This is a genomic window from Streptomyces sp. CS113 (assembly GCF_002188365.1).
Classification (GTDB): Bacteria; Actinomycetota; Actinomycetes; order Streptomycetales; family Streptomycetaceae; genus Streptomyces; species Streptomyces tendae.
The window spans coordinates 8,391,201-8,404,474 of record NZ_KZ195574.1; the positions used below are offsets into that span (position 1 = coordinate 8,391,201).

A 13,274-nucleotide genomic window follows, 5' to 3' on the forward strand; every position below is an offset into this window, starting at 1 on the left:
GACGGCGCCCCGTCACGGGCCACCGCCTCAGCTTCCCACCGGAGAACACCAATGCACCACGTCGCCGACCCCGGCCGCTACGACGGCACCATGCACTACCGCCGCACCGGACGCTCCGGGCTCGACCTGCCCGCGCTGTCCCTGGGCTACTGGCACAACTTCGGCGACGACAAGCCGTTCGAGACCCAGCGGCGGATCGCCCTGCGCGCCTTCGACCTCGGCATCACCCACCACGACCTCGCCAACAACTACGGCCCGCCCTACGGGTCCGCCGAGATCAACTTCGGCCGGATCATGCGGCAGGACCTGGCGCCCTACCGCGACGAGCTGGTGGTCTCCACCAAGGCCGGGTGGGACATGTGGCCCGGCCCCTACGGCCAGGGCGGCGGCTCCCGCAAGTACGTGCTGGCCTCCCTCGACCAGTCCCTGAAGCGCACGGGGCTCGACTACGTCGACATCTTCTACTCCCACCGCCTGGACGCCTCCACCCCGCTGGAGGAGACCATGACGGCACTGGACACGGCGGTGCGCCAGGGCAAGGCCCTCTACGTCGGCATCTCCTCCTACGACGCCGAACGCTCCCGGCAGGCCGCCGCGATCCTCCGCGACCTGGGCACGCCGCTGCTCATCCACCAGCCGTCGTACAACATGCTCAACCGGTGGATCGAGACCGAGGGCCTGCTCGACGCGGCCGCCGACGAGGGCTTCGGCGTCATCGGGTTCACCGCGCTGGCCCAGGGGCTGCTCACCGGCCGCTACCTCGACGGCGTGCCCGAGGGCTCCCGCGCCACCCAGGGCAAGTCCTTCGCGACCGACTGGCTCACCGAGGACACCGTCCGGCGGCTGCGCGCCCTCAACGACATCGCCGCCCGCCGCGGCCAGAGCCTGGCGCAGCTGGCGCTCGCCTGGGCGCTGCGCGACCCGCGCGTCACCTCGCTGGTCATCGGTGCCTCCCGGCCCGGGCAACTGGACGAGAACGTGGCCGCGCTGGCCAACCTCTCCTTCGACGACGAGGAACTCGCCGAGATCGACGAGTACGCGGTCGTCGACGGCGACGTCGACCTGTGGCGGCAGGCCCGCACCGGCGACCTCGGCTGAGGCGACCCCGGCCCGGGAGGCGCTCAGCGCCCGCCGATGACGCGCAGCACCCGGGGCGGCTGCCCGGCCGGCTCGGGCAGCCGCAGGGGACCCCGCCCGGGTGTGATGCTGCCGAGCAGCGTCGCCCGGCGCGCTCCCGTGCCCGAGGGGATGGCGCCGGGCAGGCCGTTGACGGTGAGGAAGCCCAGGAGGGCGAAGGCCAGGGCCTCCTTGGCGTCGGACGGCAGCCCGAGCGCGTCGCTGGAGCCGAGCGCCACCCCGGGCAGCTCCTCGCCGAGCATGCCCATCAGCACCGGGTTGTGCGCCCCGCCGCCGGACACGACGAGCCGCGTCACCCCGTGCGCCCGGCAGGCGTCGGCCACCGTGACGGCGGTGAGCCTGGCCAGGGTCGCCAGTACGTCGTCGGGTTCCGCGACCGGCGCCGCCGCGAGCGCCCGCAGCAGGTACGGCAGGTGGAAGTGCTCCTTGCCGGTGCTCTTCGGAGCCGGCCTGGCGTAGTAGGGGTCGTTCAGCAGCACCCGCAGCAGCGCCGGATCGGCCCGGCCCGCCCCGGCCCGGCGCCCGTCCTCGTCGTACTCGGCCGCACCGCCGGTGAAGTGCCGTACGGCGGCGTCCATCAGGGCGTTGGCGGGCCCGGTGTCGAAGGCGAGCGGCTCGGCGCCGGGGGCGACGACGGTGACGTTGGCGATCCCGCCCAGGTTGAGGGCGGCGGGGACGCCCGGCAGCGCGGCCAGGGTGAGAGCGTCCGTCATGGCCACCAGCGGCGCCCCCTGACCGCCGGCCGCGACGTCCCTGCCGCGCAGGTCGGAGACGACGGGCAGACCGGTCGCCTCGGCGATCCAGGCGGGCTGGCCGAGCTGGAGGGTGCCGCGCACGGCGCCGTCCTCCACCCAGTGGTACATGGTCTGCCCGTGCGAGACCACCAGATCGGCGGCGCCCCCGCACAGCTCGCGCACCGCCCGCACGGCCACGTCGGCGAACGCCTGCCCGACGCCGGTGTCGAGGCGGGCGACGTCGCGGAGCGTCGCCGCCGCCGGCGGCAGGCTGCCCGCGATCAGGTCCCGCAGCTCCTCGGGGTAGGGGGCGGAGAGATGGCCCAGCGGGCGCATCACCAGGGCCTCACCCCGTAGTTCGAGGTCGGCGGCGGCCGCCTCGACGGCGTCGTAGGACGTGCCTGACATCAGGCCGATCACACGCACGATGCACTCCTGCGAAGGGTTGAACGGGTCGGGAGGGGGTCAGTTCCGTCCGGCCGTCGTGGTCAACCGGTCGGGTCCGGAGCCCGGCCCCTCGTCGACCGCCGCGCCCCGGGCGGACTCCGGCGCCCGGTGGAACAGGCTGAGCACACCGCCGACGAGCAGGGTGATCAGTACGCCGATGGGCACGAGCCACTGGGCCGCGATGGCCTGGGACACCGTGGTCCCGCCCGTGGTGACGTCGATCTTCACCCCGCGCACGATGTACGTCATGACCCCGATGGTGACCAGGAAGGCCACGATCGAGTCGACCTCGTTGGCCCGTTTGACCAGCCGCCCCAGCAGGAACGCGCCGAGCAGCGCGCCGTAGGTGTAGCCCGCGATGGTCAGACCGGTCAGGTACACGTTGCCGGTGCTCGCGCTGAACGCGCACGCGAAGACGGCCATGAGCGTCGCCCACACCAGCGTCATCCAGCGGGCGAGCCGGAGCAGCGCCTCCTCGGACGGAGTGGTGCGGAAGAAGCTGTGGATGATGTCGGCGACCGTCGAGTTCGACATGGAGTTCAGCGCCGAGGACAGCGAGCCCATCGCGGCGCCCAGGATGCCGGCCACCAGCAGGCCCGAGACCACCACGGGCAGCCCGTGCAGGATGAACTCGGGGTACAGGTTGTCCGAGCTGGAAAGCCCCAGCTCGGAGAAGGACTTGCCCTCGTTGTAGGACCACAGCAGCGCGCCGACGAGGGAGAAGGCGGCGAACTGGATCGTGACGAAGACACCCGAGGCGATCATGGCCTTCTGGCCCTCGCGCAGCGTCCTCGTCGCCAGCACGCGCTGGACGATCAGCTGGTCGGAACCGTGCGAGGCCATGGCGAAGATGGCGCCGCCGATGATGGCCGTGGGCAGGGCGAACGGGCTGGTCAGGATGTGGGCCAGGTTGAAGTCGGTGTCGAAGAGCTGGAACTTCCCGGCGTCCAGGGCACGTGCGTAGCCGTCACCGCCGACGTGGGCGGAGAGCACCGCCACGGCGAGGACCGCGCCGCCGAGATAGAGCACCATCTGGATGGCGTCGGTCCAGATGACCGCCTTGATGCCGCCCAGGTAGGTGTAGACGACGGTGATCAGCGTGATGACGATGATGATCACGCGGTAGCTCGCGTGCACCCCGAACTCGTCGAGCAGCAGCTTGATGGGGATGGCGGAGGCGAACAGCCGCACACCCTCGGCCAGGAGCCGGGTGAATACGAAGGTGACCGAGGCAAGCCCCTGCAACTTCAGCCCGAACCGGTCGCCCAGGTACTGGTAGGCGCTGACGAACCCGCCGCGCTTGTAGAGGGGGATCAGTACGGTGGCCACGACGACGCGTCCGATGACGTAGCCGAGGGCGAGTTCGACGTTGCCGAACCCCTGGCCGCTGTAGGCGCCGCCGGGCACGCTGATCACCGTCAGCACACTGGTCTCCGTGGCGACGACGGAGAAGGAGACCGTCCACCACGGCATGTGGCCTTCACCGACGAAGTAGTCCTTCGCCGACTTCTGCCGGCCTGCCTTCCGCAGGCCGATCCAGGCGATCCCGATCAGATAGACCACGATCACCACGAGGTCGAGCTGGCGCACGCTTGCTCCTAGGCACTGGCCGGTGGGGTCGCCGGCGTGGGGGAGGGGTTGGCGGTCGTCCGGCGGACGCGGACGACGAGGGAGGCATGAGGGGTGGCGCGGTCCAGCGCCAGCAGGCGGGCCCCGTCGAGGGGGTCGCCGAGCGGGGGCGTGAGCCGCAGCGGGAGTCCCGAGCCGGTGAGGGCGGCGGTCAGCGGCGCCGTCAGGGCCGGGCCGAGACCGGTCAGTCCACCGGTGACGGCCGTCGGCAGCGGATCGCCGCCGCCCGCGGTGATCCGGCCGGCCGCCGCGAGCGCGGTCTCGGCCAGATCGGCGGCCGCCTCCCGGACGATCGCCGAGGCCACGGCGTCCCCCGCGTCGGCGGCGCGGGCCACCTCGGGGGCGAACGAGGCGGCCGTACGGGCGGGATTGCCGTCCCGTCCGACGGTCGCCGGAAGCCGTTCGAGGTCGCCGAAGCTGCCGACCGCCGCGTCCAGCAGGGCCGTGGCCGGGCCCCGCCCGTCGTGGGCCCGCAGGGCCGCGCGCAGTCCCGCCGTGCCGATCCGGGCGCCGCCGCCGTCGTCGCCGAGCAGGGGACCCCACCCGTCGACGCGCGCGTACGTCCCGTCGGCACCGATGCCGACCGCGACCGAGCCGGTGCCGATCGCCAGCACCACTCCCGCCCGGCCGCCGAGCGCACCGGCGTGGGCGGTGACGGCGTCGCTGGTGACGGCGGCCTCCCTCACGGGCAGGTCCTCCAGGAGGGCAGCCACCAGGGAGCGGGCCGCGGCGGGGGCGGAAGCCGCTCCGGCGGCACCCACGAGGACCGCGTCGGGCCGGGCGCCGCCGGGCTCCCGCAGGAGCGGCCCGACCGCGGCGCGCACGGCCGCACGGGCCGCCGCCACCCCGTCGGGCGCCGCCAGACCGGGCGCGCCGGCCACGGAACTGACGGCCCGTGACGAGTCGGAGCTGTCCCACAGCATGGCGCGGCAACCGGTCTTCCCGAGATCTACCGCCACTACTGAAGTCATACGGCCTGCCCTTTGCCCGAGGGACCCGGCACGTCGAGAGCCACCGGGTCGTCGGTGACCGGTGCGGATCGCCGTCCGAGTATGGGAACGCCGCCCTCCGGATGTCAATAAGTAACGTCGCGTTGCTCACTGCGTAACTTTTTGACCTCCCCGGGTCACCCCCTTACCCTGTGTGCACCACATCCAGGAGGGGCCATGGTCCGCCAGTCCTCGTCCCGCGTGCCGGAGCCGTCCGCCCAGGACGGCCCGCTCGCCGACATCCTCACGCGCGTCCGCGCCGCCCGCCCCTCCCTGGCCCCCTCGGAACGGCGGGTGGCCGACGTCGTCCTCGCCGACCCGGGACAGGTCGCGGAGCTGTCCATCCACGCGCTGGGGGAGCGGGCGAGCACCTCGGCGGCCACCGTGATGCGGTTCTGCCGCACCGTCGGCACGGGCAACTACCCCCAACTGCGCCTGGCCCTGGCCGCCGCCGTCGCGCGGGAGCACGCGCTGGGCGGCGAGCGGGCGGCGCAGGGCGGCACCGACATCAGCCCGACGGACTCGCTCGACCGGATAGTCAGCAAGATCATCTACAACGAGGTCCGGGCCCTGGAGGACTCGGGCGCCGAACTCGACGTGGACGCGCTGGGCCGGGCGGTCGACGCGGTGGCCGGGGCCCGCAGGGTCGACATCTTCGGTGTGGGCGCCAGCGCGTTCGTCGGCCAGGACCTGCACCAGAAGCTCCACCGCATAGGCCGGATGGCCTTCATCTGGAGCGACCGGCACGCGGCGCTCACCGCGACGGCCCTGCTGGGACCCGGCGACGTGGCCCTGGCCGTCTCCCACTCCGGGGAGACCGAGGACACCATCGAGCCCCTCCAGGCCGCGGCCGAACGCGGAGCCACCACCATCGCCCTGACCAACGACCCGGGCTCCACGCTCGCCACCAGCGCCGACCTCGTGCTGACGACCTGCGTACGGGAAACGCCGTTCCGCTCCGGCGCGACCGTCAGCCGCATCGCCCAACTGGCCGTCGTCGACTGCCTCTTCGTCGGCGTCGCCCAACGCTCCTACGACGCGGCGACGACCGCGCTGGAGGCGACGTACGGCGCCGTCCGGCGCCGCCGGCGCCCCACGCGCCGCACGGGGTGACGGCCGGTCACGACCGCACGCTCCCCACGCCGCCCGTTTCCGGGTACACGCCCTCGCGCAGGCCCGTCACCAGTTCGCGCGGCAGACCGTGGGTGTCGCGCAGGTAGTGGAAGTCCTCCTCGCCCAGCGGGCCCCGGAAGCGGGGCCGGGCGAGCACGTTCCTGCCGCGCTCCAGGAGCCGCCGGAACCGGCGCTCCTCCTCCACCAGCAGACGCCGCACGAGGCCGGGGAGGCCGGGGTCGCCGTCCTGCCGGAAGTGGTCCAGGGTGTGCGTGATCAACTCGTCCGGCAGGTCCCCGAGCCCGCGCGAGGGGTCGTCCCGCCACAACACGGTGAGCAGCCGCCGCACCAGGCGGCGCAGCACGTAACCCTGGCCGGTGTGGGACGGGCGGACTCCGTCGCCGACGACCACGACGGCCGACCGCAGATGGTCGCAGACCACCCGGAACGACGGTTCGTCCAGCGGCCACAGGGCGGGCAGCAGCCGCCGCCACGGCTCGAAGACGTCGCAGTCGAACACCGACGACTTGCCTTGCAGCAGCGTGGCGAGGCGCTCCAGGCCCAGGCCGGTGTCGACGTTGCGTTGCGGCAGCGGCACCAGGCGGCCATCGTCGAGCCGGCGGTGGCGCATCATCACGTGGTTCCACACCTCCACCCAGCGGTCGTCGCCGGTGGGCGTGGACCGGGGCGGGGTGCCGCCGCTCCACAGGAAGATCTCCGAGTCGGGTCCGCACGGGCCGACCGGCCCGTTGGACCACCAGTTGTCCTCCACCGTCGGCTCCACGGGTACGCCGCGCTCCTCCCACAGCCGCCGGGACTCGGTGTCCGGCCCGACCTGTCCGTCGCCCCCGTACACGGTGGCGTGCAGCAGGCCCGGGTCGACCCCGAGGCCCTCGGTGAGCAGCCGGTGGGCCCAGTCGAGGCTCTGCGTGCCCTCGTAGTCGCCCAGCGACCAGGTGCCGAGCATCTCGAAGACCGTCAGATGGGTGCCGTCACCGACCTCGTCCAGGTCCGTGGTGCGCAGACAGCGCTGTACGTTGACCAGCCGCCGGCCCAGCGGATGGGGGCGGCCCTCCAGGTACGGGGTGAGCGGATGCATGCCGGCGCTGGTGAACAGCACGGGATCGCCCGGCTCGGGAAGCAGCGTCGAGCCGGTGATCCGGCGATGGCCGCGCTCCTCGTAGTACTGGACGAACGTGCGGACGATCTGCTCGGTGTCCATGGGGTGACTCCTTCGCTTCGAGGCTGGAGAGGCACCGGAGAACGGAACCCTGCGGTCCTCGCACCGAGGCGAAGGTGGCGGAGCGCCACGTGAACCACCGACGAACCGTTTCCGGTCGCCGGTGGAAGAGGGGGAAGGTCAGGCGGCGGCAACCGGCGAGCTGGTCGCTCGCGCGGTCGCGAAGATGCTGGTGCCGATGACGTTCATGCCACGAAGATAACGCGCCGGGCGCCCGGAAGCACACGGATATCCGCAACCGCGAAAACCCGTCGGGGAGTCCCTACCTTGGTAGGAGCACCGCGCAGACGGACACGGGGGAGCAGGATGGCCGACTTCCACACCGCCGGCACACGAGACCGGTTCACTCGGACGCTGCTCACCTCCCTGTGGGCGTTGATCCCCGTCCTGACCCTGGGTCTGGGGACGCTGCCCCTGATGATCCACGCGACGGTGCGCACCAGGAGCCCGGCGCAGGCACTGGCCACCGTGCCCTACGGGATGGCCGCCGCGCTGTTCGTCACCTTCGACCCGGACGTGTCCGCCACCTACGAGGTCGTCTTCGGCGCCGCCATGTTCTTCAGCATCCTCGTCGGGACGGGGCACGCCTTCGCGATCCGGTCCCGGGTGTGGCAGCGCCCCGACGCGGGGCCGCTGTACCCGCTGCAAAGCCGGCAGCGGGCCCTGCTCGCCGCGCACCGCGACGAGCGTGCGGCGCGGGAGACCGCGCGGGGTATCGCCGCCACCGATCCGCACCAGGCGCTCGAACTGGGCATCGGCCGCGTCGACCTGGCCGACCGCCCGTTTCCCGACGGCGGTCTCGTCGACGTCAACAACGTGCCCGCCACGGCCCTGGCCCGTCATCTGACCCTGTCCGACGAACGGGCCGCGCAGACGGTGCGCACCCGGGTGGCGGTGGGCGGGTTCACCTCCGTCGACGACCTGTCCGTCACGATGAACCTGCCGCCCCGGCATCTCGACGCCGTCGCCGACCGGTTGGTGTTCCTGCCTCCCCGGGAAGCGGCCGGGCCGGGCTGACCGGCGGTACTCAGGAAGCACCCGAGGCGGTTGCGTCCCCCGCCCACACGTCAGGGGTCCGGTCCGACCACGGTTGCGCCTGTTCGAGCTGTCCGGCCAGGCGGAAGAGGAGGTCCTCGCGCCCGTAACCGGCGGCGAACTGCATGCCGATCGGCAGCCCGGTCCCGGGGTCGGCCGTCAGCGGCACGGACATGGCGGGTGTGCCCGCCACGTTGAACGCCATGGTGAACGGCGAGCGGTCGTTGAGCCGGTCGATCCAGCCGAGACCGTCGAGTGACTCCTCACCCTCGCCGTAGGCGCCCAGCCGCGGGGGCAGTTCCGGCAGCGTGGGGGTGAGCAGCAGGTCGTGGGTGGAGAAGTACCCGGCCAGGCTGCGCGCGACGCGGTTGCGGATCGTGAGGGCGGCGACGAACTGGGGGCCGCTGACCCGCTGTCCGTAGCGGTGGGCGGCCAGCGTCGCCGGCTCGAGGGACGAGGAGTCGACGGGCCGGCCGAGGGCGGCGGCCAGGTCGTCGACCGCGGCCGCCACATTCGCCGTCGACAGACGGGCGTTGGCCAGCACGAACTCCTCCCAGTCGGCACCGAGGCCGACCGTGACCTCCTCCGTGCGGTGGCCGAGGGACTCGAGCAGGCGCACGGTCCGCTCCAGGGCGTCGGCCACCGGCGCGGCCGTGCGGCGTCCGCCCCAGGCCCGGGCGAGGACCCCGATCCGCAACGCGCCCGGCGGGCGCGTGACTTCCTCGGCGTAGGGGCGGGACGGCTGCTCGGCGAAGTAGGGATCGCCCGGTTCCGGACCGCGTATCAGGTCGAGCAGCGCCGCACTGTCCCGTACGGTGCGGCTGACGCCGCCCTGGACGGCCAGGCCGTTGAAGCCCTCGTCGAGTGCGGGGCCCATGGAGACCCGGCCGCGCGTGGGCTTGAGCCCGAAGAGACCGTTGTACGCGGCCGGGATGCGCAGCGAGCCCGCGGCGTCGGTGGCGTGTGCGAGGGGGACCGCTCCGGCCGCGACGGCCGCGCCCGCGCCGCCGCTGGAGCCACCGGAGCCTCGCCGGGGGTCCCACGGATTGCGGGTCGGGCCGTACAGCACCGGTTCCGTGGTGATGCTGTAGGCCAGTTCCGGTGTCGCGGTACGGCCGAGAGTCACCAGACCCGCGCGGCGGAAGCGCCGCATCAGAAAGGAGTCGGAGCGGGCGACGTGCCCGGCCGCGAGGCGGCTGCCCAGCTCCGAGCGCCGGCCCGCCATCGCGACTCCGAAGTCCTTGATCAGGAAGGGCGCGCCCGCCAGCGGGGCGCTGCCGGGGGCCGGAACGTCCTCGGCCGGCCAGGTCTCCACCACGGCATTGATCCGCGGATTGACGCGCCGCACGGCCTCGTGCGCGGCGGCTGCCACCTCGGCGGAGGTCACCTCGCCCCTGGCCACCAGCTCCGCGAGCCCCACCGCGTCGTGGCGCACGTACTCGGAAACTCTCACTGTCACACTCCCCGGAGATCAGAAGATACCTATGAGTCCCGAACGATACCGAGCGGTATCGAGTGGGACGGACTGGTACCGTAGCAGGAGTGCAGAGGCCCATCGACCGGACGCCACGGAGTGCGCATGACATCGACCGCCGCCAGACCGGGCAGAGTGGCGAAGCTGCCGCCTCGTGAGCGCATCCTCGACGCGGCCGAGGAGCTCTTCCAGAGCGAGGGCATCCGGCGCGTGGGCGTCCAGGCGATCGCCGAGAAGGCCGAGACCACCAAGATGGCGATCTACCGGCACTTCGAGACCAAGGACGCACTGGTCGCCGAATGGCTGCGGATCCTGGCCGCCGAGTACCGGGCGGCCTTCGACCGCGTCGAGGCCGAACACCCCGGCCGGCCCCGGGAGCAGATCCTGGGCCTGGCCCGCTTCATCGCCGACGGGCTGCCGGCGCTCTCCTACCGGGGCTGCCCCTTCGTCAACTCCCTCGCCGAACTGCCCGACCGCTCCCACCCGGCACGCCAGGTGATCGAGGAGCACAAGGCCCACCAGACCCGCAGGCTGATCGGCATGTGCACCGAGGCGGGGCTGCCCGATCCCGAGCAGGTCGCCGCCCAGATCACCTTCCTGCTCGAAGGGGCGCAGGTCAGCACACAGAACGGCAGCATCGACCGGGCAGGGGAGCGGTTGCTGCGCATCGTCGGGGCGATCGTGGGCCAGGAGCCTCGCGCGACGCCCCCGGCGTGACTGCCGGGGGCGGGCGGAAGCCGGGCGTTCCGGCGTGCTCCGTCGGTCAGGGGGCGGGTGTTCCGTAGACGCCCAGCTCGTAGAGGGAGTAGCCCCAGGTCGTCTTCCGGTGCACACCGCGCATCCGGACGTACCGCACGGCCTCGTCGGCATCGAGCCGGACGACGTCGTTGCCGCAGGCTTCCGGGCGCCGGGTGGCCCCGGTCCGCCAGGTCACTCCGTCCGGCGAGGTCTCCACGGCGTACTCGGTGCACAGGCGCCCTCCCAGGCCAGGGTCACCGCCGCGACCTTCGCCGGGGCCGCCAGCTCGACCCGGACCCACTCGTCGTCCGAGTAGCCCGAGGCCCAACGGGTGCCCAGCAGGCCGTCGTTGACGTTCCCGGCCGCCAGGCGGTCGAGGTCCTGCTCCACGCTGGACGCGGTGGCCGTGCCCTTGAGGGCCAGGTTCTCCCCGCCGCCCGCGGAGTCCCACAACCGCAGCCGGACCTCGGCCTGCACCAGGAAGGCGTCGAGCACACCGTCCCCGACCCTGGGCTGGACCTTCCCCCACGCGTTGCGGGGCGGATCCACCCGTACGGCCCGCGCCCGCTCCTGGAGGCCGTTCGACTCGGTGAGCAGCCGGTCGGACGTCTCCTCGTCGCCGTCCTGCCGTGCCGCGAGCGCGTCGAGCATCGTCCTCGCCGCCGCGCCCCACAACTCGGTGGCGTCCAGCCAGGGTGCCGCGTCGACGGCGAAGCCCTCGTCCACCGCTCCGCCCCGGATCACGGCCGGGGCCCCTTCGACGGCGGCGGCGTAGCCGCGAAGCCCCTTGACGGCCTCGGCACGCCTCCCGTCGTCCCACGCCGCCCAGAACAGCGCCACGCGCCGGGCGAGTTCGGGCGCCTGCGGCTGCCAGGGCGTGGCACCGAAGGTCGGGGCCAAGTGCTCCAGGTCGCCGAAGACGAGCAGGGCGTCGGTGGCCGCGCGGTCGCCGCCCGCGAGGTAGGACATGGCGCGCGGCCAGTTGGTGTCCGCGTCGTACGCCCGGTCGTTCCAGCTGAAGTCCGCGGCGCCGAAGACGGCGACCTTGCTGGCGTAGGGCTGGTTCATGGGGTTGGCGACGATACCGGAGAGGTGCTCGGACAGCCCGGCCTCGCGCTTGTCGTACGGGGCGAGCAGCAGCCGCCCGCTGGTGTTGCCGAAGTCGTTGACCGGGTAGTTGTCCCAGACGAAGACCTTGCGGCCGAAGAGCGTCGAGACCCGGTCGGCCTCGTCGTTGGTGATCTTCGGCGGGACGACGGCCGTGCCGGTCCACATCACCACGACCGCCGGGTCCAGCGTCTCGCGCATCGTCTGCTTGTAGGCGGTGTCGGTGAGGTCGCCGTACTCGGTGGGGACCATTTGCAGCGGCTGGACGCCCTCGTGGCCGGCGACGAAGTTCCGCTGCACGTCGTTGAGCAGGGCGACCTGCGCCCTCGCGGCTGCCGCACGGCCGGGCTCGCCGTACGCGGCCCGGTCGCCCTCGCAGTTCCAGCGGGTGTAGCTGATGTCGTCGAGCGGGATGGAGAAGGCGCGCGTCCCCAGGTCGTACAGGGCCTGGAGCTTCGCCTTCAGGGCCGCGCGGTCGGCCGGGTCGGAGTAGCAGATCGACTCGCCGGGGGAGACGGCGAACGTGAAACGCACATGGTTCGCCGTGGCCCGGTCCACCAGCTCGCCCAGTTCCGCCAGCTTGTCCGCGGGGTAGGGCTCGCGCCACTTGCCCCGGTGATAGGGGTCGTCCTTCGGCGCGTAGACATAGGTGTTGGCCTTGACGTCCCCGTAGAAGTCCATCTGGTCGAGGCGCTCGGCGTGCGTCCAGGGCTGTCCGTAGAAGCCCTCGATGGTGCCGCGCAGCGGCATCGACGGGTGGTCGCTCGCCCGGACGCCCGCCACCTTCCAGCCGCCGCTCCCCGCCCGGACGAAGAGCTGGCGCAGGGTCTGGACCGCGTAGAACTGCCCGGCGGCGTCCGTGCCGCCGAGGGTGACACGGGCTCCGCGCCCCGCGCCCGAGACGCGCAGCGCGTACCCCTCCGCCCGGTCCGGCACCGCCGTGCCGCCGAGCGCCCCGGCGATGTCGGGCCGCGCGGCCGGGCCCAGCCGTACGGTGAGCAGACCGGCGGACGCCCGGGGAACGTTCCCGGGGGTGACGACGTCCACCCGGTCCGCGCCGTGGGCCCGCAATTCCCGCACGAGCCGGGTCCGGGCGGCGGCGTCCGAGTCCCGGTCCGCCACGACGAGTACGCGTCCGGTCACCGGAACGTCGTCACCTGCGCGGGTGAGGGACTGAGGTGTCGGCGAGACCGGCGGGAGCGCGGCCGCCGCGGTGGCAGAGGGACCGTCGGCCGCCGCCGGGAGCGCCTCGCCCATCAGGGTGCTTGCCATTGCAAAGCAGATGCCGAGCGTCGTCAGTGTCTTCGTGCGTCTTCCCATGAGTCCTCCACGCTTGGTCTGGACCATGCAACCTGCCGTTCTCCCAGGGATGATGCGGCATCGGCCGGGGGTGACGTAAGACGTATGGGGTCTAGACCTCTTGGCGTCTCGGCTTTACTGTGGCCAACATCGTCCCCGGGGCGCAGTCTTGGCATGTTCGGATCATGAATGGGCTCAGGCGCACGGAGAGGTGGCCATGGAAAGCCGGACGACGACGCGGCATCGGCGCAGCGATTCGCGCGGTGACGGCCCTCGCGGCGCACCGGAACGCCGACTCCGGATCGACGCCGCTCCTGGCGCTAGATCCGGTC

The 13,274-nt window shown here is 72.8% G+C and carries 11 protein-coding genes; 4 read left to right on the forward strand and 7 right to left on the reverse strand.

Translation table 11 applies throughout. The features are described 5' to 3' along the window. Positions 1-51 precede the first annotated feature (51 nt). Positions 52-1,098 (forward strand): L-glyceraldehyde 3-phosphate reductase, encoded by a 1,047-nt coding sequence (mgrA, locus tag B9W62_RS37955; protein ID WP_087811437.1) that lies wholly within the window; start codon positions 52-54, stop codon positions 1,096-1,098. Positions 1,099-1,121: 23 nt separating this feature from the next. On the opposite strand, the gene B9W62_RS37960 is transcribed toward mgrA, so the two are convergent. Genes B9W62_RS37960 through B9W62_RS37970 form a run of 3 tightly spaced genes read right to left on the reverse strand, consistent with a single transcriptional unit; the run spans position 1,122 to position 4,918 of the window. Continuing rightward, on the reverse strand, positions 1,122-2,297 hold the full coding sequence (locus tag B9W62_RS37960) for an anhydro-N-acetylmuramic acid kinase (protein WP_087811438.1): 1,176 nt from the start codon (positions 2,295-2,297) through the stop codon (positions 1,122-1,124). Positions 2,298-2,336: 39 nt separating this feature from the next. Further along, positions 2,337-3,908 carry a sodium:solute symporter gene (locus tag B9W62_RS37965; protein WP_087811439.1) on the reverse strand — a complete coding sequence of 524 codons (1,572 nt, stop codon included), beginning with the start codon at positions 3,906-3,908 and terminating at the stop codon, positions 2,337-2,339. 8 nt (positions 3,909-3,916) lie between these two features. Then, positions 3,917-4,918 carry an N-acetylglucosamine kinase gene (locus B9W62_RS37970; RefSeq protein WP_087811440.1) on the reverse strand — a complete coding sequence of 334 codons (1,002 nt, stop codon included), beginning with the start codon at positions 4,916-4,918 and terminating at the stop codon, positions 3,917-3,919. 195 nt (positions 4,919-5,113) lie between these two features. On the opposite strand from B9W62_RS37970, the gene B9W62_RS37975 reads away from it, so the two are divergent. After that, on the forward strand, positions 5,114-6,049 hold the full coding sequence (locus B9W62_RS37975; RefSeq protein ID WP_087811441.1) for a MurR/RpiR family transcriptional regulator: 936 nt from the start codon (positions 5,114-5,116) through the stop codon (positions 6,047-6,049). A gap of 7 nt (positions 6,050-6,056) precedes the next feature. Here the strand turns inward: B9W62_RS37975 and B9W62_RS37980 are convergent, their stop codons facing one another. Beyond that, a complete protein-coding gene (locus tag B9W62_RS37980) occupies positions 6,057-7,271 on the reverse strand; it encodes an alanine--tRNA ligase-related protein (RefSeq protein ID WP_087811442.1) in 1,215 nt (404 codons plus the stop codon). Positions 7,272-7,595: 324 nt separating this feature from the next. On the opposite strand from B9W62_RS37980, the gene B9W62_RS37985 reads away from it, so the two are divergent. Next, entirely contained in the window at positions 7,596-8,306 is a 711-nt protein-coding gene (locus B9W62_RS37985) for a ComEA family DNA-binding protein (protein WP_087811443.1), read from the forward strand. A gap of 10 nt (positions 8,307-8,316) precedes the next feature. Here the strand turns inward: B9W62_RS37985 and B9W62_RS37990 are convergent, their stop codons facing one another. Further along, positions 8,317-9,777, reverse strand: coding sequence for an amidase (locus B9W62_RS37990; protein WP_087811444.1), 1,461 nt, complete (start codon positions 9,775-9,777; stop codon positions 8,317-8,319). A 126-nt stretch (positions 9,778-9,903) separates the two neighbouring features. Here B9W62_RS37990 and B9W62_RS37995 point away from each other — a divergent pair, with 126 nt between their 5' ends. Further along, complete coding sequence (locus B9W62_RS37995) at positions 9,904-10,515, forward strand: TetR/AcrR family transcriptional regulator (protein ID WP_087811445.1); 612 nt, start codon at positions 9,904-9,906, stop codon at positions 10,513-10,515. 46 nt (positions 10,516-10,561) lie between these two features. Here B9W62_RS37995 and B9W62_RS41045 read toward each other — a convergent pair whose 3' ends face one another. Further along, the gene (locus B9W62_RS41045; RefSeq protein ID WP_256976717.1) at positions 10,562-10,753 is read right to left on the reverse strand and encodes a hypothetical protein; all 192 of its coding nucleotides are present in this window, start codon (positions 10,751-10,753) and stop codon (positions 10,562-10,564) included. Further along, complete coding sequence (locus B9W62_RS38000; protein WP_373433729.1) at positions 10,729-12,963, reverse strand: glycoside hydrolase family 84 protein; 2,235 nt, start codon at positions 12,961-12,963, stop codon at positions 10,729-10,731. The genes B9W62_RS41045 and B9W62_RS38000 overlap by 25 nt, the downstream gene beginning before the upstream one ends. Positions 12,964-13,274 lie beyond the last annotated feature (311 nt).

What these genes read in the sequence shown, in the direction of transcription:
- mgrA (WP_087811437.1), top strand. Translation starts at nt 52, where the DNA reads ATGCACCACGTCGCCGACCCCGGCCGCTACGACGGCACCATGCACTAC.
- B9W62_RS37995 (WP_087811445.1), top strand. Translation starts at nt 9,904, where the DNA reads ATGACATCGACCGCCGCCAGACCGGGCAGAGTGGCGAAGCTGCCGCCT.
- B9W62_RS37980 (WP_087811442.1), bottom strand. Translation starts at nt 7,271, where the DNA reads ATGGACACCGAGCAGATCGTCCGCACGTTCGTCCAGTACTACGAGGAG.
- B9W62_RS38000 (WP_373433729.1), bottom strand. Translation starts at nt 12,963, where the DNA reads ATGGGAAGACGCACGAAGACACTGACGACGCTCGGCATCTGCTTTGCA.
- B9W62_RS37970 (WP_087811440.1), bottom strand. Translation starts at nt 4,918, where the DNA reads ATGACTTCAGTAGTGGCGGTAGATCTCGGGAAGACCGGTTGCCGCGCC.
- B9W62_RS37985 (WP_087811443.1), top strand. Translation starts at nt 7,596, where the DNA reads ATGGCCGACTTCCACACCGCCGGCACACGAGACCGGTTCACTCGGACG.
- B9W62_RS37975 (WP_087811441.1), top strand. Translation starts at nt 5,114, where the DNA reads ATGGTCCGCCAGTCCTCGTCCCGCGTGCCGGAGCCGTCCGCCCAGGAC.